Source organism: Aeromonas sp. 84A (assembly GCF_051919345.1).
Lineage (GTDB): Bacteria > Pseudomonadota > Gammaproteobacteria > Enterobacterales > Aeromonadaceae > Aeromonas > Aeromonas veronii.
In genome coordinates this window covers 2893767-2914651 of sequence record NZ_JBQBEW010000001.1, presented here as the reverse complement: position 1 = coordinate 2914651, position 20885 = coordinate 2893767, and the positions used below count along the sequence as shown (strand labels likewise).

The window sequence follows — 20885 nt, the reverse complement described above, 5'->3', positions numbered from 1 at the left end:
CTAATCCGTTATTGTTATTCAATTCCTGATGTTATAGTTTGCCCCCATCAGAGGCAATAAACTCGTCGGATTATATCAATTTCCATGTTGTGTGCAGTCTATAAAAGTCGCAAAAAAGCCGAGACCTACCTTTTTGTTGAAAAAAGAGAGGATTTCTCCCGCGTTCCCGAGCCATTGCTGAGCGCATTCGGGCGTCCCGAGCTGGTGCTGATGACTAAGCTGGATCCGGCCAAGCCCTTGGGGTTGGCTGATGTCGGCAAGGTGATGGCCGCGCTGACCAACCAGGGGTTCTACCTGCAGGTGCCGCCGCCCCCCGAGAATTTGCTGGAGCAGCACAAGGCCAGCCTGAAAAAACCATCCTGAATATCCAGCCCCGTTGTGTGTTCTGCCCTGCGGGGCTAATTCTTTGTGACTCTGCATGACGCATTCCGGCCCCGGAGAGGTGGCCTGCGATAATCCCGTGACAGGATCTGGCCAAATTAAACCCTCCCTTTGGTGATATTCACTTTTCGCTGTTTAAATAGAAAGTCAATCTGCTCCCAACACCATATCCTCAACCTTTGCTGGCGCTCACAAAAATAGCGAGTGGCGCGTACTCATATCCTCCATTTCAACGGCTATTGGCTCATTCATCGATTATTTTCAGCCTCTTCCTTGGGCGCTTTTTTGGCCTCCACTGCGTGATGAGTTGTCCATCAAAGGGCGCGTAAAGAGGGCGGTGATAACGGTGCTAAAACCAGTTTGCGCGATGTGCTGTGGCCAAAATGATGAGCTAACCCCCTGTTTGTGTACTTGATTGTTTGCCCTGATCACGAAAGTGCCACATAGGAGGCAATCAATGTGGCGGCGTGATAATCCGCAGGGGGAGTGGTAACCGCGTCTTGCCAAACAAGGGTATGACCAAAGGGGGATATTGAGATGAGGGGCCATCTCGATATCGATTAGTTGTGAAATCGTGGCTGGGGCAAGATAGCAGGTACAGGTTTCATGTAGGGGCGTAATGTCTCTCTCAATGCATTGAGAAGAGTTAATCAAGGTATGTAATTAGAGAGGTATGCAGACAAGGCAATCCGCATTGCGGTGGCGTAGCAGGGGTATATCAGCGACGCCCTACAGTGAAATGGTCGGTATGCCGGTATCAGTACCCAGCATCCCATTCGGGCAATAAAAAAGGCGGGATATCCCGCCTTTGTTCAAATGAGGGTCGCAAACCCTATTTATTCGCAGGCAACCTGCATCACCTTGATGGCCAGACCGCCACGGGAGGTTTCACGGTACTTGGAGTCCATGTCCTTGCCGGTGATGTACATGGTCTCGATCACCTTGTCCAGGGAGACGCGCGGCTTGGAGGTACGACGCAGGGCCATACGGGAGGCGTTGACCGCTTTCATGGCTGCGATGGCGTTACGTTCGATGCAAGGCACCTGTACCTGACCGGCAACCGGATCACAGGTCAGACCCAGGTTGTGTTCCATGCCGATCTCGGCAGCTTCGCAGACGTGCTCCGGGCTACCACCCATCAGCTCGGTCAGACCGGCAGCGGCCATGGAGCAGGAGACACCCACTTCACCCTGACAGCCCACTTCGGCGCCGGAGATGGAGGCGTTCATCTTGTAGAGGATACCGACGGCACCGGCAGCCAGATAGAAGCGGGTGTATTCGTCGCGGCCAACTGGCTGGATGAACTTGTCGTAGTAAGCCAGTACGGCCGGGATGATACCAGCAGCGCCGTTGGTCGGGGCAGTGACCACGCGGCCACCGGCAGCGTTCTCTTCACTCACGGCCAGAGCGAACATGTTGACCCAGTCAACGATGTTCATCGGGTCGCTCGAGAGGTTCTCGTTGGTGTTGAGCTGACGGTAGAGCGGTGCGGCACGACGGGGTACGCGCAGCGGGCCGGAGAGAACGCCTTCGGTACGGCAGCCGCGCTCGATACCTTCGCGCATGGTGTTCCAGATCTTGCCGAACTTCTTGTAGATCTCTTCCGGAGTGTTGAAGCACTTCTCGTTTTCCATCATCAGGGCAGAGATGGAGAGACCGGTTTGGCTGCAGTGGGCAACCAGCTCAGCGGCGCTCTTGAACGGATAGCGTACGGACATGTCGCCGCTGTCAGCCTTGCCGAAGTTCTCTTCGTCAACGATGAAACCGCCACCGATGGAGTAGTAGGTCTTGCTGTAAACCACTTCATCTTCGATCAGGGCAGTCAGCTTCATGCCGTTTTCGTGCAGCGGCAGGGCTTCGTCGTGGAATACCATGGCGTCACGCGGGAAGCTGACGGTGTGGCAGTGCAGGCCGATCGGCAGGCGCTCGGTCTGTTCAACACGGGAGATAAACTCGGGGATGGCATCGATATCGACATTTTCCGGCAGGTTGCCAGCCAGGCCCATGATGATGGCAGTGTCGGTATGGTGGCCTTTGCCAGTCCAGGAGAGGGAGCCGTAGACATCGACATTGATCCGGGTTACATCGCGGATCTTGCCGCCCGCGCGCAGCTCGTCAACAAACTGTTTGGCCGCTTTCATCGGGCCAACAGTGTGGGAAGAAGAGGGGCCTACACCGATTTTGAAGATATCAAAAACGCTGATCATGTCACTATTACCTCAGGGTAGAAGGGGGCGGCATGCCCACTCACAGAAATTTGGGAGATCCATGGAACGCGCTTGTCAGCGCAGGTCACAGAACCAGATAACCGTAGTGTAACGGCTCCGGACCTAAAAAAAGTTGAAATAGATCTATTTTTGTTGAATCTGAGGCGCGAGTATAAAATTTATTTTTGTGCTTATCCATTTTGTTAAGCGTTTGCCCATAAAAATACCCGGCGATGCCGGGCATTTCGGAACCAAATGGAGTCATTTGCCGTTTTTTAACATTCGGTAATGTTAACGGCGAGGCCGCCACGGGCCGTCTCCTTGTATTTGGTCTTCATGTCGTTGCCGGTCTCCCACATGGTCTTGATCACCTTGTCGAGCGACACCTTGTGCTCGCCGGTGCCGCGCAGGGCGAGGCGGGCGGCATTGATCGCCTTGACCGCCCCCATGGCGTTGCGCTCGATGCAGGGCACTTGCACCAGTCCGCCTATGGGATCACAGGTGAGGCCGAGATTGTGCTCCATGCCGATCTCGGCGGCGTTCTCCACCATGGCCGGACTGCCCCCCAGCAGTTCGGTCAGCGCGCCGGCCGCCATGGAGCAGGCCACGCCCACTTCACCCTGACAGCCCACTTCGGCCCCGGAGAGGGAGGCGTTCTTCTTATATAAGATGCCGATGGCAGCCGCGGTGAGGAAGTAGCGGATCAGCGTCTCGTCATCCACCTTGTGCACGAAGCGATCGTAGTAGTGCAGCACGGCGGGGATGATGCCCGCAGCGCCATTGGTGGGGGCGGTGACCACCCGGCCACCGGCGGCGTTCTCTTCATTGACCGCCAGCGCAAAGAGATCGACCCACTCCATCACCATCAGCGGATCCTTGTTGAAGTTGGTCTCGCAGCTTAACTGGCGGAACAGCCCCGGGGCGCGGCGCCGAACCTTGAGGCCGCCCGGCAGCACCCCTTCGCTCTTGCAGCCTCGCTCGACGCAGCCTTGCATCGCCTGCCAGATCTTGCGCAGCCCCGCTTTTATCTGCTCATCGCTGCGAAAGACCCGCTCATTGGCCAGGATCAGCCCCGAGATGGAGAGGCCGCTCTCCTGACAGTGGGCCAGCAGTTGGGCGCCGCTGTCGAACGGGTAGGGAACTGGGTGTTCGGCATCGGACTTGGCAGCCTCTTCTTTGGCCGTGGCAAAGTGGCTCTCTTCAATGATGAAGCCGCCCCCGATGGAGTAGTAGGTCTGGCTGAAGCGCAGGTTTTCCTCTTTATCAAAGGCGCGCAGAGTCATGCCATTGGTGTGGGCTGGCAGGGTCTTGCGGCGGTTGAAGATGATGGCACCGGTGCGGGGAAAATGGCTTGGTTGTTCGCCTGCCAGCTGCAGGTTCTGTTCCTTTTCCACTCGAGCCAGAATGGCGGGGATGGCATCGATATCGACCGATTCCGGTTCAAAGCCCGATAGCCCCAGAATGATTGCCTTGCCGGTACCGTGCCCTTTGCCGGTCTGGCCCAGCGAGCCGTAACACTCCACTTCGACCCGCGTGACCTGTGGCAGATGGCCTTGCAGCTTGAGCTGCTGGACGAAAGCATAGGATGCACGCATGGGGCCGACAGTATGGGAAGAGGAGGGGCCAATTCCGATGGAAAACAGGTCAAACACGCTGATCATGACATCAATCCGGTGATGGTTTATGTCTGTTTATTCTAGGATTTTTGACGTGGATGGAAAGCGGGGATGTGCGGTGCTGTGACATGGACACAGATAATGGGGCTGGGGATTGCCCAAGAAGGTTGAAGGGGCTGATCCCCTTCAACCGGCCTGATCAGTCGAGAAATTCGCACAGATAAGCTGTGGGGGTTTTCACTTCCAGTTTGAAGGAGGAGTGACCGGCCACCAGGAAGGATTCACCCTGGCTGTAGGTGTGCCACTCATCTTCATCAGCCAGCTGGATGGTGAGGGCGCCCTTGATCACTGTCATCCGTTCGGGGGCGGCGGTGTTGAACAGGTAGTCACCGACGTTCATCACCCCGACGGTTGATTTCTCGCCTTTTTGTTCGAAACCGATGGATTTTACATTTCCGTCGAAATACTCGTTAACTTTCAGCATCTTTACATCCCTGTGTGTACGTTTGTGCAGCCAAACTAGCACAATCTTTTGCCAGTTGTCATGGGGGATGAGGTAAAAATCGCCGAGACCGCTTTGAATCTTCACTTTTTCGCAAACTTATTAATAGCCAAGGTTAATGATTTGCTGATTTAAAACAGCAATTAAATGTGAGATAACACGCGCAAACAGGGGAATGGGCAGCCGCTCATTCCCCTGTTTGGTTAATTGCACTGGGAAAAGTGTGAATTTTGCTACATAAAGGAACATATTGTGTTAACTAAAGGACTCATTAAAAACATCGGCTTCCAGGTTGTGGTCGCCATGGTACTGGGCGCAGTGGTCGGCGCGTTCATGGGTGAACAAGCCACCGTGTTTGCACCGCTCGGTACCCTGTTTATCCAGCTGATCAAGATGCTGGTAATCCCGCTGGTGGCGGTAGCCATCCTCTCCGGCGCCGCCAATCTGGGCGCCAGCCCGGCTGCGGGCAAGATCGGTGCGGCTACGCTGGCCTTCTTCCTCGTGACCTCCGCGTTGGCCGTGTTGCTGGCGCTGGTGATGGGGCAGATCTTCAAACCGGGTGTCGGGGTCGATTTCGCTTCCGTTGCCTCCATGTTTGGCGGTGACTACGCCGATAAAGGGGCGCTGCCGGATGCAGTCGCCACCCTGCTTGGCATGATCCCCACCAACGTATTCAACTCACTCAACGAAGCGAACATCCTGCAGATCCTGGTATTCTGCATGTTCCTCGGCATTGCGCTGGCCAAACAACCGCGCGAGCGGGCCAAGCCGCTGGTCGATGGGCTCAATACCCTGGTGGATGCCTTCGTCTGGATGATCAACAAGGTGATGATCATCGCGCCGCTCGGGGTGTTCGGTCTGATGGCGGAAGCCATCGGAACCTATGGCTTCGATGTGCTGACCCTGGTACTCAAGCTGTTCGTGGTCTATGTGGCTGCCATCCTCATCTTCGGCTTCGTGGTCTATCCGCTGCTGGTGATGATGTTCTCCAACACGCCGGTGATGAAGTACCTCTCTGCCATGAAGAAGCCGCAGATCGTGGCCTTCTCCACCGCCTCTTCCATGGCGACCCTGCCGGTCAATATGGAGACCTGCGAGCATGATCTGAAAGTGACCAACGCGACCGCCTCATTCGTGTTGCCGCTGGGTGCCACTATCAACATGAGCGGCAACGCCATCTATTACGGTCTGGTCGCCATCTTCTTCGCGCAGGTTTACAACATCGATCTGAGCGTTGGTGCCTGGGCGGCCATCATTGTGACCTCCACTCTGGGGGCGATCGGCCAGGCCGGTGTGCCGGGCCCAAGCTTCCTGGTGGTTGCCGTGCTGCTGGCGGCCGGGATCCCCATCGAAGGGTTGCCGCTGCTGTTCGCGCTGGATCGTCTGTTCGACATGATCCGCACTTCCCTCAATATCACCGGCGATGCGGCCTGTGCTGTCATTGTTGACCGATTCAGCCCGGAATATGACCCGCAGCGCTGGAACAAGGCATAATTGCTTTGAGCTGGACTGAGATATAACAGCCCTAAGCTGATACTGCGTAACGCGAGCCCCTGCCATGATAGCGGGGGCTTTTTTATATCTGCTGGACAAGTATCAGAGCAAAGGTGTGCACAAGAGATTGCTGACGGATGTAGCTGTGTTGAATGGAGAGTACAGGAGGGGAAAACATCAGTTGTGGACATGGGCCGTATGGCGTCAACCGGCCTGTTGTGATGCTGGGGTAGGGGATTGTCAAACGGCGGGTAACAAAAAGGGGAGCCTTGCTCCCCTCGGATATGATTTGCTGCTAGTTCTATTCCATCCAAACAGAGTGTGGTTAAACCATCCTGGTTACACCCTTGTGGCGAAAGAAACAGCGTCAACGTGATGAAATCATATCTATGTTGACCATCTCGGCATTATTACTGAAAAGCGCCAGTTGGTGGCGATTAAACAGACATGGCAAAGAGGGTCGGTCCGGATTGATGCCTCTCTATCCGGCTCAGAACTGTGACAGTGAGGGCAGAGAGACAGCAACCAGGGTGAAAAACACCGTGAAAACGGCAGTAACGACAAACTCTTTCATTTTTCTCTCCCTAAGTTGTTGGTTGATGTAGTCAAGATACCATATCAAGGGGGTAAAACAAGGTGTAAATTGATAAAATAGCTACTTTATGTGTGTTGTTGGTTGAGATGGCTATTTTTGTCATATTGAGCTTATTTTATCACCTGCCATTGTATGTTAGGCATTCAAAATTCTGTTTTTATGGTTATTTCATTTAAATTCAATTAGTTGGTGAGCTGTTGGTTGGTTTGGTGAAAGGGCTTTGTATGGAGCTCAAGTGGCGTTTTATAAGTTTTCACCCTCGCAATAGTGTCATTGAGGCCATAAAAAGTGCGCAAGGCAATGATTTGACGATTCCTGACGTAGATAGCCCATCCAAAAGAAGTCTATGGAGAAAATCTTGTTGCCAGCCCTTGTCGTACCATGACTTTATCAGGCCGGAGTCTCAGCATTTTTACAGCAATACACTGGGTTCATAGGGATGAGAGCCGTACATCGGGGGGATACACAGTAGCAGCTGGCTGTTTTATCACCGCCAATTTCCCCGTTGGCCTCGGAATAGACATGGCCGCAGCAAGAGTGAGGTGCGCAATAGGCCAGAGGCGTATTCTCTGGCTGGGCTGGGCTGGGCTGGGCTGGGCTGGGCTGGGCGCGAGCAGCGATTTGTGTGGGCGATGCACCAGCGTGAGTCATGTGATTGCAATACGAGATCAGAGCCGGAGCATGGTTGGATAAGATATCTGAATCCTTTCTACAAGATTGAGATATAAAAAGCGGCGTATGACGAGGAGGCTGAACAAGCTCGTTTCAGGGGCGACAGAGCACAGTTCAACACAATCCGGTTCGCAGTGATAAAACATCCACGGCAATATCGGAACGGTATCTTTGGCTGATATCGGTTGGTGCGAGGAGGTGGACGTTAACGATCAGTCAGATGGCGCAAGGGTTGGGGATCAGGCAACCCGTATGGTGAGGGGCACAAAGCGTGCCGATGCACCCGTTTTTGCAAGATATTAAAAAACCCTCCGATGGAGGGTTTTTGTCATCAACAGCCGGTTAAAAGCCGCGTGGCTTAGAACAGGGTGGTGGAGAGGTTGTACAGCTCCTGATCGAACGGACGCTTCATGTTCTCGATGCAGTCGATGATGTCGTGGTGTACCAGCTCGTTGCGCTGGATACCGACGCAGCGACCACCGTGACCAGCCAGCAGCTGCTCAACGGCGTAAGCACCCATACGGCTGGACATGATGCGGTCACGGGCAGTCGGGGCACCGCCACGCTGGATGTGGCCCAGGATGGTGGCGCGGGTTTCACGACCGGTCAGGGCTTCGATGTCCTTGGCCAGTGCGTTCACGTCGGTAACGTGCTCGCAGATGGTGATGATGGCGTGCTTCTTGCCCTTGGCTTCGCCTTCCTTAATCTGCTTGAGCAGCTTCTCTTTGTCGAAAGCCACTTCCGGTACGATCACATATTCGGCACCACCGGCAACGGCGGCGGACATGGCCAGATCGCCACAGTGGCGGCCCATGATCTCGACCACGGAGATACGGTGGTGGGAGCTGCAGGTGTCGCGCAGGCGGTCGATGGCGTCAACCACCACGTTCAGGGCGGTATCAAAGCCGATGGTGAAGTCGGTACCGGCGATGTCGTTGTCGATGGTGCCCGGCAGGCCGATGCAGGGGAAACCCTCTTCGGTCAGCTTCTTGGCACCCATGTAGGAGCCGTCACCACCGATGACGACCAGCGCATCGATACCGTGCTTTTTCAGGTTTTCGATTGCTTCGGCGCGCACTGCGGGGTCTTTGAAGGCAGGGAAACGGGCGGAGCCGAGGAAAGTACCACCACGGTTCACCACGTCGGAGACGCTGTGACGCTCCAGCTTGACGATGCGATCCTGGTGCAGGCCGAGGTAGCCATCATAAATACCATAAACTTCCAGGCCATGATGCAAACCGGCGCGAACCACGGCGCGAATGGCTGCGTTCATACCCGGTGCGTCGCCACCACTGGTCAAAACACCAATACGTTTGATTTGTTTGGTCATGAGTGCCTCTGGATCTGAGTTGTCAAATACGAATGTTTAAATAGACAAGCCACTTTTACTATATCGGCTTTCATATGGGATGCGGGGGCCACCATAGGAAAAGCGATACAAGAGAGGGGACGAGCCCCTCTCTTTGCCGTAATCAGCGATTACTTGGCAGCGCCTGCGATGATCTGGGAGAAGTCGTCCACTTTCAGGGACGCACCACCGACCAGGCCACCGTCGATGTCCGGCTGACCGAACAGGTCGGCTGCAGTGGCGCCAGTGACGGAACCGCCGTACAGGATCTGTACTTTGGCAGCAACGGCGGCATCAAAACCGGCCAGGTACTGACGGATGTGAGCGTGAACGGACTGAGCGATCTCCGGAGTGGCAGTCTTGCCAGTACCGATGGCCCATACCGGCTCGTAAGCGATAACGGCGTTGTTGAAGGAGGCGATGCCGCAACGGTCGATAACAGCTTTCAGCTGGGTCTCAACCACGTTCTTGGTCACGCCGGCTTCGAACTGCTCCAGAGTTTCACCGATGCACAGAACCGGCACCAGGCCGCCTTTCTGGATCGCTTCGTACTTGGCAGCAACCACGTCGTCAGTCTCTGCGTGCAGGGTACGACGCTCGCTGTGGCCGACCAGAGAGTAGGTGCAACCAAAGGCTTTCAGCATGGAGGGGGCGTTTTCGCCGGTGAAGGCGCCAGACTCGTGAACGTCAGCGTTCTGGGCACCGTAGGCAATCTTGCTGCCAGCGGTCAGTTGCTCAACCAGACCCAAAAAGATAACCGGCGGGCAGACGGCGACTTGCACAGAAGGATGAGCGGCAGCAGCCGGGGTCAGTCCTTTGATCAGAGCTTCTACAGAAGCTTTGGTGCCGTTCAGTTTCCAGTTACCCATTACCAGGTGCTGTCTCATCTTGTATATCTCCTAGGCATTTGATTGCGCGACATTATATGAATTGAACCGAGCCCAAGATAGCTGACCCGGCGGCAAATGACGTAATTTTTTTTCGCTTTCCTGATCCAAATCAGGAATGAAACGCTTGATCGCTCATTCGTTAACCTGCCCCCGCAAGCGAGCCCACCATACCCCAATCCATTCGTGGATGGCAGCTTCGGAATACATCAGATAACGCCCTTTGGGTAAATAACTGTAGAGGGGCTGGGGTACCTGGCTCTGCTTGGCGGTGTAATCGGTGGGGGCCGGCACGGCATTGAGTCCCTGACCCTGATAGAGGGCCATGGCCCGGGGTAAATGGGTGGCCGAACTGACCAGCGCCACCTCTTTTCCCTTGAGGTGACGACTGATACTGACCGCCTCATCATGAGTGTCTTTGTTGTTTTCAAACAACGTCATCCGCGAACGGGATATGCCGAGGCTCTCGGCCATCCGGGCATTGACCTCGGCATTGGAGAGGGTATCCCCCGACACATAGCCGGAGAAAACCAGCTCGGCGTCCGGATAGGCCTGGGCGAGGCGAACCCCTTCGAGAGTCCGTGCCAGCGAGATATTGTTCTGCCAACTGCGCATCGGTACCGCCGGATCGCTGACATGACCGTTGCCGAGCACCACGATGGCATCGATGTTGGGATGCTGGCTCACCTCGAACGGCGGGTAGGTCTGCTCCAGCCCGCGGGCCAGTTCATAGCTCACCGGCCGCATCCCCATCAGGGCCACAATGAGCAGCGAGAGAGTGGCCAGCAGTTTGCCGGTTTTCTGAAAACGGGTGAACCAGAGCAGCAGCAGGGCGACCAGCAGCAGGGAGAGGGAGAAGGGGAGCGGCATCAGCAGCTGACCCAGCCACTTTTTAATCACAAACACGGCAGACACTTCCTTGAGTTTTCAGCAAATTCGGGATGTGACAGAATACCTCTCTTTTTTGGGATGGCCACAACCCTGTGGCGCTAATGTTGAGTTTCTCCTTGAAGCACGATCAGAGTTTTGACGGGCGCGCCGACAAGTTCGCCCGCAACATTTACGACTCCACCAAGGGGCGCATCCGCACCACCATTGTCTGGAGCGACATCGAAGCCTGCCTGGCCCGCCTTGGCAACCGACCGCTGCGCATCCTCGATGCGGGGGGCGGTTTTGGCTATTTCGCCCAGAAGCTGGCGGCCATGGGCCATCAGGTGGAGCTGTGCGATCTGTCAGCAGAAATGCTGGAACTGGCTCGCAGCCAGATCGCCGAGAAGGGGCTGGAAGACAAAATTCGTCTCATCCATTGCCCCATTCAGGATCTGAAGCAACACGTGACCGGGACCTTTGATCTGGTGCTCTGCCATGCGGTGCTGGAGTGGCTCGCCGAGCCGCGCCAGACCTTGCTGGGTCTGTTCCCTTTCGTCAATGCCGGGGGCATACTGTCGCTGCTTTTCTACAACCGTCATGGTTTGCTGTTCCAGAGCCTGGTGGTGGGCAATTTTGACTATGTGCGCCTTGGCCTTCGCAAGAAGCGCCAGACTGCGCTTACGCCCACCAATCCCCAGCTGCCGGAGCAGGTCTATGACTGGATTGGTCGCGGGGGGCTGCGCATCATCGGCAAGACCGGGGTGCGGGTGATCCACGACTATATGCGTCACAAGCAGGATCAGGTGGAGAAGTTCGACGATCTGCTGGCCATGGAGCAGCAATATTGCCGTCAGGAGCCTTTTGTCGCCCTCGGTCGCTATATCCATGTGATGGCCCAGAAGCCGGCCAGCTGATTGCTCGCTGTTCAGGTCGATGTGAACCATGTTTTCGATGCTACCGGATGTAGCCGCGCGCACGATTTTGCGCCCAATACAACAACGAGATGACAACATCATGATGAGTACATCCCGTACCCTGCCAGAGCGTTCTTTGCCGGAGCTAGTAGGGTGGGTCAGGCAGGAGGGGTTGGCGTTGAGCCTGCCAACCGACCGGCTGGCCTTTCTGATTGCAATCAAGACCCTGTCCGAAGATGAGTCGGACCTGTCGGAGGCGGCGCTGCACGACGCTTTTGGCTATGTCAGCAGCGCCTTCGGCCAGATGGACGAGACCCTCACCGGTCGCGCCAACAACGCCATCAACGATCTCATTCGCCAGCAGTTGCTGTCACGTTTCAACACCGACATGGTGGCGGGGGAGAGTCTCTACCGTCTGTCGCGCCTGGGTGTGAGCATCGTCGACTTCTTTATGGATCAGCGTCAGGTTGACTCCATCAAGCTCTCCATTCTGCTCGAACACCTGGCTTCCGAGCTCGACACCGCCCGCAAGGCGGCGCTCGAGACCAACACCCGCGAGCAGTGGGATGCCGAGGTGCTGCCGCGCCTCACCTTCTCGCTGGAAGAGACCTTGGGGCGAATTGATCTCACCCAGCGCGCCATGGATGAGCAGCAGAATCAGGTCAAAAGCGAAATCGCGGCCCTTCTGACCCAGAACTGGGTCGATGCCATTCACAGCTGCGAAAAACTGCTGCACGAGACCGGCCAGACCCTGCGCGAGCTGCAGGATACCCTGGACGCTGCCGGCCACCGCCTGCAGGCGGGGCTGCTCAACATTCAGGAAGCGGCGCAGGGGCGCGATGATCTGTTCCACGTCGAGGAGCTGACTCACGCCTTGCAAGGGCGGCTTGACGTCATCACCAGCTGGGGTCAGCAGTGCATCGAGCTCTGGTCCCGCTACGACAGACACGTCCACAAATTTATCCGCAACGCCATCGATATGGACAAGAACCGCGCCTTCAGCCAACGGCTGCGCGAGTCCATCCGCAATTTCGAGCAGCACAACTGGCAGCTGCGGGTGGCCGAAGAGCCCCGTCTGCTGGAGCTGCGCGACGAGACCATCGCTATCCACGACGAGGAGGTGACCGGTGAGGTGCCACTCGAGATGGAGTATGTCGAGATGGTGGACATCAACCAGGAGCTGGCCGAGCGCATCGAGCGCTATCTGGCCCGCTACCCCGAGCAGGGGCAGCAGCTGGACTTGGCCGATGTGCTGCGGGAATACCTGCTGGACTACCCGGCTCATGCCCACTTCGATGTGGCGCGTCTTCTGATCGACCAGGCCGTGCGCCTGGGCCATGCCAGCGGCGAGCGCGAACTGCATCGCCAACCCGCATGGAAACCCATTAACCAAGCTGGATCCAAGGTTCAGGCCTATGTCATTGATCAATACTGAGTTTCCCTTGCCGCTGCGGCTCGCAGAGGCGATTGCCAACCCCTTGTTTCCGCGCATCGACACCGCCTTGCGCTCCGGTCGCCACATCAGTGCCGACGAGTTCGAGCAGCATTCGGCGCTGGTCGAATATCACAGCGAGTTGGAGATCTTCTACGGCCGCTATCAGGTGGAGCTGATCAAGGCGCCGGAAGGCTTCTTCTACCTGCGTCCGCGCCCGAGCTCCGACATCGGCACCACTGTGCTCTCCGAGCTCGATATGCTGGTGGGCAAGGTGCTCTGCTATCTCTACCTGAGCCCGGATCGTCTGGCTTCGGAAGGGGTATTCGCCATGGCTGAGCTGCAGGAGGAGGTGCTGAGCCTCGCCGACGAGAAGCAGCTGCTGCGGATGGTCAACAGCCGCTCCGGCGGTACCGATCTCGACAAGAAGAAGCTGCTCGAAAAGATCCGTACCTCCATGCGCCGTCTGCGCCGCCTTGGCATGATCACCGCCCTTGGCAACGGGGATAAATTCCGGGTCAACGAATCGGTGTTCCGTTTCGCCGCCGATGTGCGCTCCGATGAAGATCCGCGCGCCGTTCAGCTGCGGATGATCCAGGAGGGTGAAGCCATCTTCCACGACGACGAAATGCCGAGCAGCGACTCGCTCTTTGATGACATCGAGGCGGATCTCGATGAAGAACAACTGGATCTGGAGGTATAACCGGTGCGAGGCAAGTTCAAATCCCTGACCATGGTCAACTGGAACGGCTTCTTTGCCCGGACCTTCGATCTCGACCAGCTGGTCACTACCCTTTCCGGCGGCAACGGCGCGGGCAAGTCCACCACCATGGCGGCCTTTATCGCGGCGCTCATCCCCGACCAGTCACTGCTCCATTTCCGCAACACCACGGAAGCGGGATCGAGCAGCGCCTCCCGTGACAAGGGGCTCTACGGCAAACTGCAGCGCGGCCACTGCTACTCACTTCTGGAAGTGATGAACAGCCGCGAGCAGCGGATCTGGGTCGGCGTTCACCTCGAACAGGTGGCCAACCGCGACAACAAGGTCAACATCACCCCGTTCGCGCTGGTGGATGTGCCGGAGAATCTGGCACCGACCGATCTGCTGCTGGAGAAGCTCGATGGTGGCAAGGGGCGGGTACGCGCCTTTACCGACCTGAAAGGGGCGGCCGCCGAGCTGGGAGCGCTGAAAGTCGCCAAATTCAATACGGTGACCGACTATCACAACTTCATGTTCGAGTTCGGCATCACCCCGAAGAAGCTCCGTGATCAAAAAGATCGCGGCAAGTTCTATCGCCTGATCGAAGCCTCCCTCTACGGCGGCATCTCCTCGTCCATCAGCCGTTCCCTGCGAGAGTACCTGCTGCCGGAGAACTCCGGGGTGCGCAAGGCGTTTGCAGACATGGAGGCGGCTATCTATGAAAACCGCCGCACGCTGGAGGCCATCAAGGAGACCCAGGGTCAGCGGGATCTGTTCAAGAACCTGATCACCGAGACCACCCACTATGTGGCAGCGGACTATGTGCGCAACGCCGCCGAGAAGAGCCGCCTCTCCGAGTTGGCCCTCAAGGCGCGCCAGGAGCTGGCCGACAAGCGCCGCATTCTGGCCGAAGAGAAGCAGCGCGCCATCTATCTGGCCGACGAGGTGGAGCAGCTCACCAACCGCGAGAAATTGCTGACCGACGAGCTGGAGTCTGCCTCCGAGCATCTGGCCAAGGTGATGGCCGCAGTCAGCCTGCAGAAGAAGATCGAGATGTACCGCGCCGATCTGGCGGGTCTCTCTGACAAACTCGAGCAGCAGCAAGCGGTGGTGGAGGAGATCCACGGCCAACTGCTGGAAGTGGAAGAGCGCAAGGAGCTGGCGCAGGCCGAGGTAGACAGCCTCAAGACCCAGCTGGCCGACTACCAGCAGGCGCTCGATATCCAGCAGACCCGCGCCATCCAGTACCGTCAGGCGGTGCAGGCGCTGGAGGCTGCCCGCGAGCAGTGCGAGCTGCCGGGGCTGACCGCCGAACAGGCGAGCGACACCCTGCACCAGTTCCGTAGCGCCGAGCAGAGCCTCACCAGCCGGGTGCTGGGGGCCGAACAACAATTGGCGCTGGCCAAGGCGGCGGTGGCCGAGCACGAAGCGGCGCTGGCGCTGCTGCTCAGCATCGCTCCGGAAACAGTGCGCGAGGCCGCCTGGCCCACCGCACAGGCGCTGCTCAAGCGTCACATCGAAGACAAGGCTCGCATTGCCCAGGGGCAGGGGCTGCGCGCCGCGCTGGCTCGCCTAGAGAAAGAGAGCGAAAGCCAGAAAAATCTCTTCAAGCTGCGCGACGAGCTGCAGCAGGCCTCTGGCCAGCTGATTGCCAGCAGCGATGAGCTGGAGATCTTCCTCGAAGCCCAGCGCACCCGTCAGGAGGAGCTCTCCGAGCAGCAGGCGGAGGTGAACCAGCGCCGCGCCAGCCTCGAGCATCAGGGCACCCAGCTCGGCCGTGATATTGCGGAGCTCACCAAGCTGGCGCCGCGCTGGCTCAAATCCTTTGAAAAACTCGAGCAGTTGCGCGAGCAGAGCGGCCTGCCGCTCGCCACAGCCGAAGAGCTTTCGGCTGGTATGCAGACAGTGCTCGACAAGGAGCGCGAGTTCGAGCAGGAGAGTAACCGCATCGCGGCGCAGAAACAGGCGCTGGAGCTGCAAATTCGCAACCTGCAGTTGGGAGCCGGCGAGGCGGATCCCCGCCTTGCCCGCATCGCCGAGCAGGTGGGGGGCGTGCTGCTCTCCGATGTCTATGATGACATCTCCATCGATGATGCCCCTTACTACTCCGCGCTTTACGGCCCGGCTCGCAGCGCCCTGGTGGTGCTCGACCTCGAAGGCGCCATCGAGCGGCTGAAAAAGCTGGAAGATTGCCCGGAAGATATCTACCTGATTCAGGGCAACCCCGACTCCTTTGACGAAGATCTGGTGGAAGCGGACGAGCTGGGGGACGCCGTGCTGGTGCGCACCAGCAAGCGTCAAGTGCGCTTCTCCCGCTACCCCGAGCTGCCGCTGTTTGGCCGCGCTGCGCGGGAAAAACGGATCGAGCAGCTCGACCTTGAGCGCGAAGGGCTCATCGAGGGCTACGCCAAGGCCGCCTTCGAGCAGCAGAAGTATCACCGTCTTTACGGTCACTTCCGCGACTTTATCGGCCAGCATCTGGATATCGCCTTCCGCCCCGACCCGGAAGCCGAAGTGCAGGCCAAACAGGCCGAGCTGCGCGCGCTGCAAGGGGCCATCGGTGAGTGCGACAAGCAGCTGAGTGATGCCAAAGCGGCCGCCGCCCAGCTGACCCGCCATATCCAGCTGGTACAGGGGATGCTGCCGTTTGCCCACCTGTTTGCCGAGACAGAGCTGGCGGCTCGCCTCGAGGCGGCTCACGCCGATGTGGAAGCGCTAAAACAGGCCGAAGCCTTTATCGCCAAACACGGCAAGTCGCTGGAGAAGCTGGAAACCATGGTGCAGGTGCTGCGTCAAGATCCGCAGGATCTGGCCGCGCTGCAGGCCGCCTATGATGAGGTGAGCGACCTGCTGGCCGAGCAGAAACGCCGGTGCTACGCCCTCGATCAGCTGGTGGCCCGCCTGCCGCACTTTGCCTATCAGGATGCGCAAGACCTGCTGGGTAAGGCCTCCGAGATGAGCGAGCGACTCAAAGAGAAGCTGAAAGCGGCTGAGCTGGCGGCCCGCACCGCTGGCGAGCAGCACAAGCAGATTGCCCAGCGCCACACCGAGGCGTTGCAGCTGCGCACTGCGCTTAACTCCAGCGTCGAGGCCAAGCGCCAGACCCTGACCGAGTTCGAGCAGGAGCTGGCGGCCATGGGGCTGACCCTCTCTGACGATATGGAAGAGAAGGCGCGCGCCCACAAGAAAGAGATTGAAGAGCTGCTGATCCGCACCCGTTCCCGTCGCACCAGCGCCGAGGCCCAGTTGCAGGTCACCAAGCGCGAGATCGAATCCCTCGGCGGTCGTCTCAAGCTGGAAGGCAAGGATTACTACAGCGCCCGTAAATCTCTGGTGGGTCACAAGGCGAGCTGGTCGCGGGTGGTGCGGTTGGCGCGGGAGACTGATGTCGAGAAGCGCCTCAACAAGCGTGAGCTGGCGTACCTTGACAGCGACGAGCTGCGCTCTATGTCAGACAAGGCCCTCGGCGCCCTGCGGGTGGCGGTAGCCCACGACGAGGCCCTGCGCGATGCGCTGCGTCTCTCCGAGGGCAACCGCAGCACCGAGCAGAAGGTCGCCTTCTACGTGCAGGTCTACCGTTACCTTAAAGATCGCATCCGCAACGACATCATCCGCTCCGATGATCCGGTTGAGGCGATCGAGGAGATGGAGATCGAGCTGGCCCGTCTGGCTGACGAGCTCAAGCAGCGGGAAACCCATCTGTCGCTCTCCTCCCACGAGGTGGCGGCCAAGATCACCAACATCATCCGCCGCGAGCAGAACCGCATCCGGGTGCTCAACCAGGGCTTGCAGAACATCGCCTTCGGTCTGGTGCGCGGGGTGCGCCTCAACGTCAATATCCGCGAGGCCCACACCCGTCTGCTGACGGCACTGGCCGACCAAACTGCCATGCACAACGATCTGTTCGCCGACAAGGAGCTCAGCTTCTCCGAGGCGATGGCCAAGCTGTTCCAGCGCCTGAACCCGCAGATCGAGCAGGGGGATCGCAGCTATCAGGTGATGGGCGACGTGCTGCTCGACTATCGCAACTATCTGGAGCTGGAGATCGAGGTGCAGCGCGGCGCCGATGGCTGGCTGCGGGCCGAGAGCGGCGCGCTCTCCACCGGTGAGGCGATCGGTACCGGTCAGGCCATCCTCTTGATGGTACTGATCAGCTGGGAGGAGGAGTCCCGCCGTCTGCGCGGCAAGGATATCGCTCCCTGCCGTCTGTTGTTCCTCGACGAAGCGGCCCGTCTGGATGGCAAATCCATCGCCACCCTGTTCGAGCTGTGCGAGCGGCAGGATATGCAGCTGCTTATCGCGGCGCCGGAGAACATCAGCCCCGAGAAGGGCACCACCTACAAGCTCATCCGCAAGGTGCAGGGCAAGCACGAGCATGTGCATGTGGTGGGTCTGCGCGGCTTCGGCTTTAGCGATGACAAGCTGATTGCCTGAGAGGTCTCTGGCCCATCCCGATACGGGATGACCGGTAAATAGGTTAAAGGGAGGCATTTGCCTCCCTTTTTACATGGAAGATATGGCAAAGTAGCCGCACCGTCGCTGCTGCCTGACAACAAGGCGAGTAACATGGTGAGTGCCTTGGAGCTATGGCAAGGTGAGAGCTCCCGCCTGCAAGCGTGTCGCCAGCGTCACCGGCCGTATCGAAGATGCAAAAATAGCGCAGAGTGAAAAAAGAAGAGAGGAGAGGGGAAGGTGCAATATATCCAGAAAGGGCTGCTGTTATCTCTTTGCCTGCTGCTGGCGGCCTGTAGCAGCCGTTATGACGAGAGCCACGGCGGCAGCTGGCGCGGCTATAGCGAAACCGGTTACGCCAGCTATTATGCTGACCGTTATCACGGCAAAAAGACCGCCAGCGGCGAGCTCTATCGCAACAACCTCAATAGCGCCGCCCATATGGAATTGCCCTTTGGCGCCATGGTGCGGGTCACCAACCTCGCCAACGGCAAGAGTGTAGTGGTCAAGGTCAATGACCGCGGCGCCTTTAAAAACGGGCGTATTATCGATCTCTCCAAATCTGCGTTTAGTGCCATCAGCAATATTCGCGACGGGATTATCAAAGTAAAGGTTGAGGTGCTGTGACCACTTACGATGTCGCAGAGTTTGGTGGAATATGATGGGCTCTGCAGATCGTAATGTCCTTGCAGCAGATGGCGGCTTTAAACATACACAGGGATGAATAAAGCATGACTATGGACATTTTCGCGTTTCGCAAACAATGGCGCATGACGAAGGCACGTATTCAAGCCACCTGGTTCTGGCGTGTGTTCGGCGTCCGTGCCATGCAGAAATGGTGGACCAAGTTTCTGGTGGCGATAGCCATCATGGCGGGCTTCTGGAGCGTGTTTTTTTACGTTGAATTGCTTAACCCCATCCTGCCGCTGGAACAGTTGACGAAAAATGAGGGAGTGCTTGTGCAGGTTTATAAGCCCCTCCGTACTGCACATGACTCCGCGATCAGGATCCTGACGGACTCGGGAGAGGAAATAGCCTATCGAGGTAGTATCTATAACAAAGCAGCGTTGCTTGCCGCAAAAGGAAAACGGGTCACGGTCTGGAGTCAGCTTTATTACAGATTTTGGTGGCCCTTTTATTTCGAACAGGCGTGGCAGGTGCAGGAAGGTGAGCAGGTCTTGATAAGTTATGAAAATACGTACAAAGGCCTACTGCGTTATAGGCCAAGCGACGAATGGCTGGCCAAGCACTTGTTGATACTGACCATCCTCTCCTTAGCTATTGTGGCTCTGGCTTGCCACAAGGGGGCGACAGCAGAGTAATCGTCATATTTAAATAGTTCATCGCCAATATTCTCGAAGGTGTTATCAAGGTAAAGGTTGAGGTTCTTTAATATCGAACAACTGGAAGTGGATAACTTTAGATGATATAAAAGCGATAAAGCTTCATAAATATATGTATAACTTGACATTAACTATTAAATCTGAGGCCATCAGATGGAAGTGAGAAAAGTATGTGTATCTGATGCACACAATGTCTTGGCGTTAATGAACCGACTCGACAGTGAAACAACTTTTATGCTTTATGAGCCGGGAGAGCGCACTACGACAGAGGTTGAACAAGCCCAAATATTGGCATCGTTTGTTGATGCAAACAACAAAGTCATGCTGGTACTGGCAGAGCTCGATGAGATTGCTGGCTTTATTGTCGGCATTGGTCAACCAGCAAATCGTAACAAACATGTCTTGTATTGTGTTATCGGTATTCAACAATCCACAACCGGACAGGGATTTGGTAAACAGTTGTTTTCTGCGCTGGAAGAGTGGGCAACCGCGCGGGCCTTTACCCGTATGGAGTTAAATGTCATGTGTCATAATGTCCGAGCTTGTGCTCTTTATCACGCTTGTGGTTTTGAGGTCGAGGGAATAAAGCGAAACTCGATGAAAGTTGATGGTGAATATGTTGATGAATACTTAATGGCTAAGCTGATTTAAGTTATGTCACAATTTAGAGTTTTGATTGCCTTTCTTCGTGAAAAATTAGCATGGTATATTACCATGCAACGGTTATTAAAGTGTTTTGTGGCAAATGTTAGTTCATGTTGATTACAGGATGGATAGAGTGAACTCAGAAAGGAAGCGAAATTCAAAAGTAATTCTATTTTTGTGTAATGGGGTTGAAGAGTATGAGGCATCAGTATTTACAGATGCCTTTGGTTGGACGACAACTTATGGCCTTGAGCCCATACAGTTAACTACAGTTGGTTTTCACCAACGAGTTAAATGTGCATGGAATTTTACGATCGAACCGGAATGTCTGTTTGATGAAATAGATATCGAAGAGTTTGATTCCCTAGTAATACCGGGAGGTATGAGCCGTGCAGGCTTTTATGATGATGCGTATGATCCAAGGCTATTGGCATGGATTAAAGATTTTGATGTCAAGGGAAAAGTTATTGCTTCGGTGTGCGTGGGGGCATTGCCTATTGCCAAAAGTGGTGTGCTAAGCGGTCGCAATGGTACGACTTATCATCTGAGTCAGAAACGGCAACAACAGATGCAAGAGTATGGTGTACAGGTACTGAATCAACCTATCGTTATCGATGGGAATATTATCACTTCACGTAGCCCGTCCACTGCAATGGACGTTGCGTTTCTTGTCGTGGAGATGCTTACCTCAAAAGCCAATCTAGAAAAAATTAAAGAGGGGATGGGGTTTCTCGAAGGTGGTATCTGCTAAATGTACGAGTTCTTGTTGAAGTAAAAATAGCTTGGTGCTTTATATTGAGTGCTCAGGGTAGATCTTTGTGGCTATC

16 protein-coding genes are annotated in these 20885 nt (G+C 56.4%); 10 read left to right on the top strand and 6 right to left on the bottom strand.

Annotation, left to right across the window (positions count from 1 at the left end; translation table 11 throughout):
- The first annotated feature begins 84 nt into the window (after nt 1-84).
- Entirely contained in the window at nt 85-363 is a 279-nt protein-coding gene (locus tag ACTG20_RS13240; protein WP_005360946.1) for a YcgL domain-containing protein, read from the top strand.
- An 854-nt stretch (nt 364-1217) separates the two neighbouring features.
- On the opposite strand, the gene ACTG20_RS13235 is transcribed toward ACTG20_RS13240, so the two are convergent.
- The 3 genes from ACTG20_RS13235 to ACTG20_RS13225 all read right to left on the bottom strand — a co-directional run bounded on the left by ACTG20_RS13235 (nt 1218) and on the right by ACTG20_RS13225 (nt 4688).
- Nucleotides 1218-2588, bottom strand: coding sequence for an L-serine ammonia-lyase (locus ACTG20_RS13235; RefSeq protein WP_005336844.1), 1371 nt, complete (start codon nt 2586-2588; stop codon nt 1218-1220).
- A gap of 275 nt (nt 2589-2863) precedes the next feature.
- Nucleotides 2864-4249: an L-serine ammonia-lyase gene (locus tag ACTG20_RS13230; RefSeq protein WP_113740008.1), complete on the bottom strand. Its 1386-nt coding sequence runs from the start codon at nt 4247-4249 to the stop codon at nt 2864-2866.
- Nucleotides 4250-4403: 154 nt separating this feature from the next.
- Nucleotides 4404-4688: a pyrimidine/purine nucleoside phosphorylase gene (locus tag ACTG20_RS13225; RefSeq protein WP_167556500.1), complete on the bottom strand. Its 285-nt coding sequence runs from the start codon at nt 4686-4688 to the stop codon at nt 4404-4406.
- Nucleotides 4689-4958: 270 nt separating this feature from the next.
- Between ACTG20_RS13225 and ACTG20_RS13220 the strand changes: the two genes are divergently transcribed.
- The gene (locus tag ACTG20_RS13220) at nt 4959-6200 is read left to right on the top strand and encodes a dicarboxylate/amino acid:cation symporter (RefSeq protein WP_005352303.1); all 1242 of its coding nucleotides are present in this window, start codon (nt 4959-4961) and stop codon (nt 6198-6200) included.
- Nucleotides 6201-7825: 1625 nt separating this feature from the next.
- Here ACTG20_RS13220 and pfkA read toward each other — a convergent pair.
- The 3 genes from pfkA to elyC all read right to left on the bottom strand — a co-directional run bounded on the left by pfkA (nt 7826) and on the right by elyC (nt 10608).
- On the bottom strand, nt 7826-8797 hold the full coding sequence (pfkA, locus tag ACTG20_RS13215) for a 6-phosphofructokinase (protein ID WP_005336840.1): 972 nt from the start codon (nt 8795-8797) through the stop codon (nt 7826-7828).
- A gap of 149 nt (nt 8798-8946) precedes the next feature.
- Nucleotides 8947-9702: a triose-phosphate isomerase gene (tpiA, locus tag ACTG20_RS13210; protein WP_005336839.1), complete on the bottom strand. Its 756-nt coding sequence runs from the start codon at nt 9700-9702 to the stop codon at nt 8947-8949.
- Nucleotides 9703-9837: 135 nt separating this feature from the next.
- Entirely contained in the window at nt 9838-10608 is a 771-nt protein-coding gene (gene elyC / locus ACTG20_RS13205) for an envelope biogenesis factor ElyC (protein ID WP_194496363.1), read from the bottom strand.
- 101 nt (nt 10609-10709) lie between these two features.
- Here elyC and cmoM point away from each other — a divergent pair, with 101 nt between their 5' ends.
- From cmoM to ACTG20_RS13165, 8 genes are all read left to right on the top strand, one after another.
- Nucleotides 10710-11486, top strand: coding sequence for a tRNA uridine 5-oxyacetic acid(34) methyltransferase CmoM (gene cmoM / locus ACTG20_RS13200; protein WP_031227571.1), 777 nt, complete (start codon nt 10710-10712; stop codon nt 11484-11486).
- 100 nt (nt 11487-11586) lie between these two features.
- Entirely contained in the window at nt 11587-12921 is a 1335-nt protein-coding gene (gene mukF / locus ACTG20_RS13195) for a chromosome partition protein MukF (protein WP_064335976.1), read from the top strand.
- Nucleotides 12902-13621: a chromosome partition protein MukE gene (mukE, locus tag ACTG20_RS13190; RefSeq protein WP_005345759.1), complete on the top strand. Its 720-nt coding sequence runs from the start codon at nt 12902-12904 to the stop codon at nt 13619-13621. Before mukF ends, mukE begins: the two co-directional genes overlap by 20 nt.
- Nucleotides 13622-13624: 3 nt before the next feature.
- On the top strand, nt 13625-18052 hold the full coding sequence (gene mukB / locus ACTG20_RS13185; RefSeq protein WP_194496365.1) for a chromosome partition protein MukB: 4428 nt from the start codon (nt 13625-13627) through the stop codon (nt 18050-18052).
- Between the two features lie 258 nt (nt 18053-18310).
- Complete coding sequence (locus tag ACTG20_RS13180; RefSeq protein ID WP_194496366.1) at nt 18311-18697, top strand: septal ring lytic transglycosylase RlpA family protein; 387 nt, start codon at nt 18311-18313, stop codon at nt 18695-18697.
- 104 nt (nt 18698-18801) lie between these two features.
- Complete coding sequence (locus tag ACTG20_RS13175; protein WP_194496367.1) at nt 18802-19392, top strand: hypothetical protein; 591 nt, start codon at nt 18802-18804, stop codon at nt 19390-19392.
- A gap of 174 nt (nt 19393-19566) precedes the next feature.
- Nucleotides 19567-20064: a GNAT family N-acetyltransferase gene (locus ACTG20_RS13170; protein WP_043850873.1), complete on the top strand. Its 498-nt coding sequence runs from the start codon at nt 19567-19569 to the stop codon at nt 20062-20064.
- Nucleotides 20065-20182: 118 nt separating this feature from the next.
- On the top strand, nt 20183-20809 hold the full coding sequence (locus ACTG20_RS13165; RefSeq protein WP_139402034.1) for a DJ-1/PfpI family protein: 627 nt from the start codon (nt 20183-20185) through the stop codon (nt 20807-20809).
- Nucleotides 20810-20885: the final 76 nt, after the last annotated feature.

Excerpts from the sequence above, each read along its gene's own strand:
- ACTG20_RS13240 (WP_005360946.1), top strand. The coding sequence starts at position 85 with ATGTTGTGTGCAGTCTATAAAAGTCGCAAAAAAGCCGAGACCTACCTT.
- ACTG20_RS13235 (WP_005336844.1), bottom strand. The coding sequence starts at position 2,588 with ATGATCAGCGTTTTTGATATCTTCAAAATCGGTGTAGGCCCCTCTTCT.
- ACTG20_RS13230 (WP_113740008.1), bottom strand. The coding sequence starts at position 4,249 with ATGATCAGCGTGTTTGACCTGTTTTCCATCGGAATTGGCCCCTCCTCT.
- ACTG20_RS13225 (WP_167556500.1), bottom strand. The coding sequence starts at position 4,688 with ATGCTGAAAGTTAACGAGTATTTCGACGGAAATGTAAAATCCATCGGT.
- pfkA (WP_005336840.1), bottom strand. The coding sequence starts at position 8,797 with ATGACCAAACAAATCAAACGTATTGGTGTTTTGACCAGTGGTGGCGAC.
- tpiA (WP_005336839.1), bottom strand. The coding sequence starts at position 9,702 with ATGAGACAGCACCTGGTAATGGGTAACTGGAAACTGAACGGCACCAAA.
- mukF (WP_064335976.1), top strand. The coding sequence starts at position 11,587 with ATGATGAGTACATCCCGTACCCTGCCAGAGCGTTCTTTGCCGGAGCTA.
- mukE (WP_005345759.1), top strand. The coding sequence starts at position 12,902 with ATGTCATTGATCAATACTGAGTTTCCCTTGCCGCTGCGGCTCGCAGAG.
- ACTG20_RS13175 (WP_194496367.1), top strand. The coding sequence starts at position 18,802 with ATGACTATGGACATTTTCGCGTTTCGCAAACAATGGCGCATGACGAAG.
- ACTG20_RS13170 (WP_043850873.1), top strand. The coding sequence starts at position 19,567 with ATGGAAGTGAGAAAAGTATGTGTATCTGATGCACACAATGTCTTGGCG.
- ACTG20_RS13165 (WP_139402034.1), top strand. The coding sequence starts at position 20,183 with ATGGATAGAGTGAACTCAGAAAGGAAGCGAAATTCAAAAGTAATTCTA.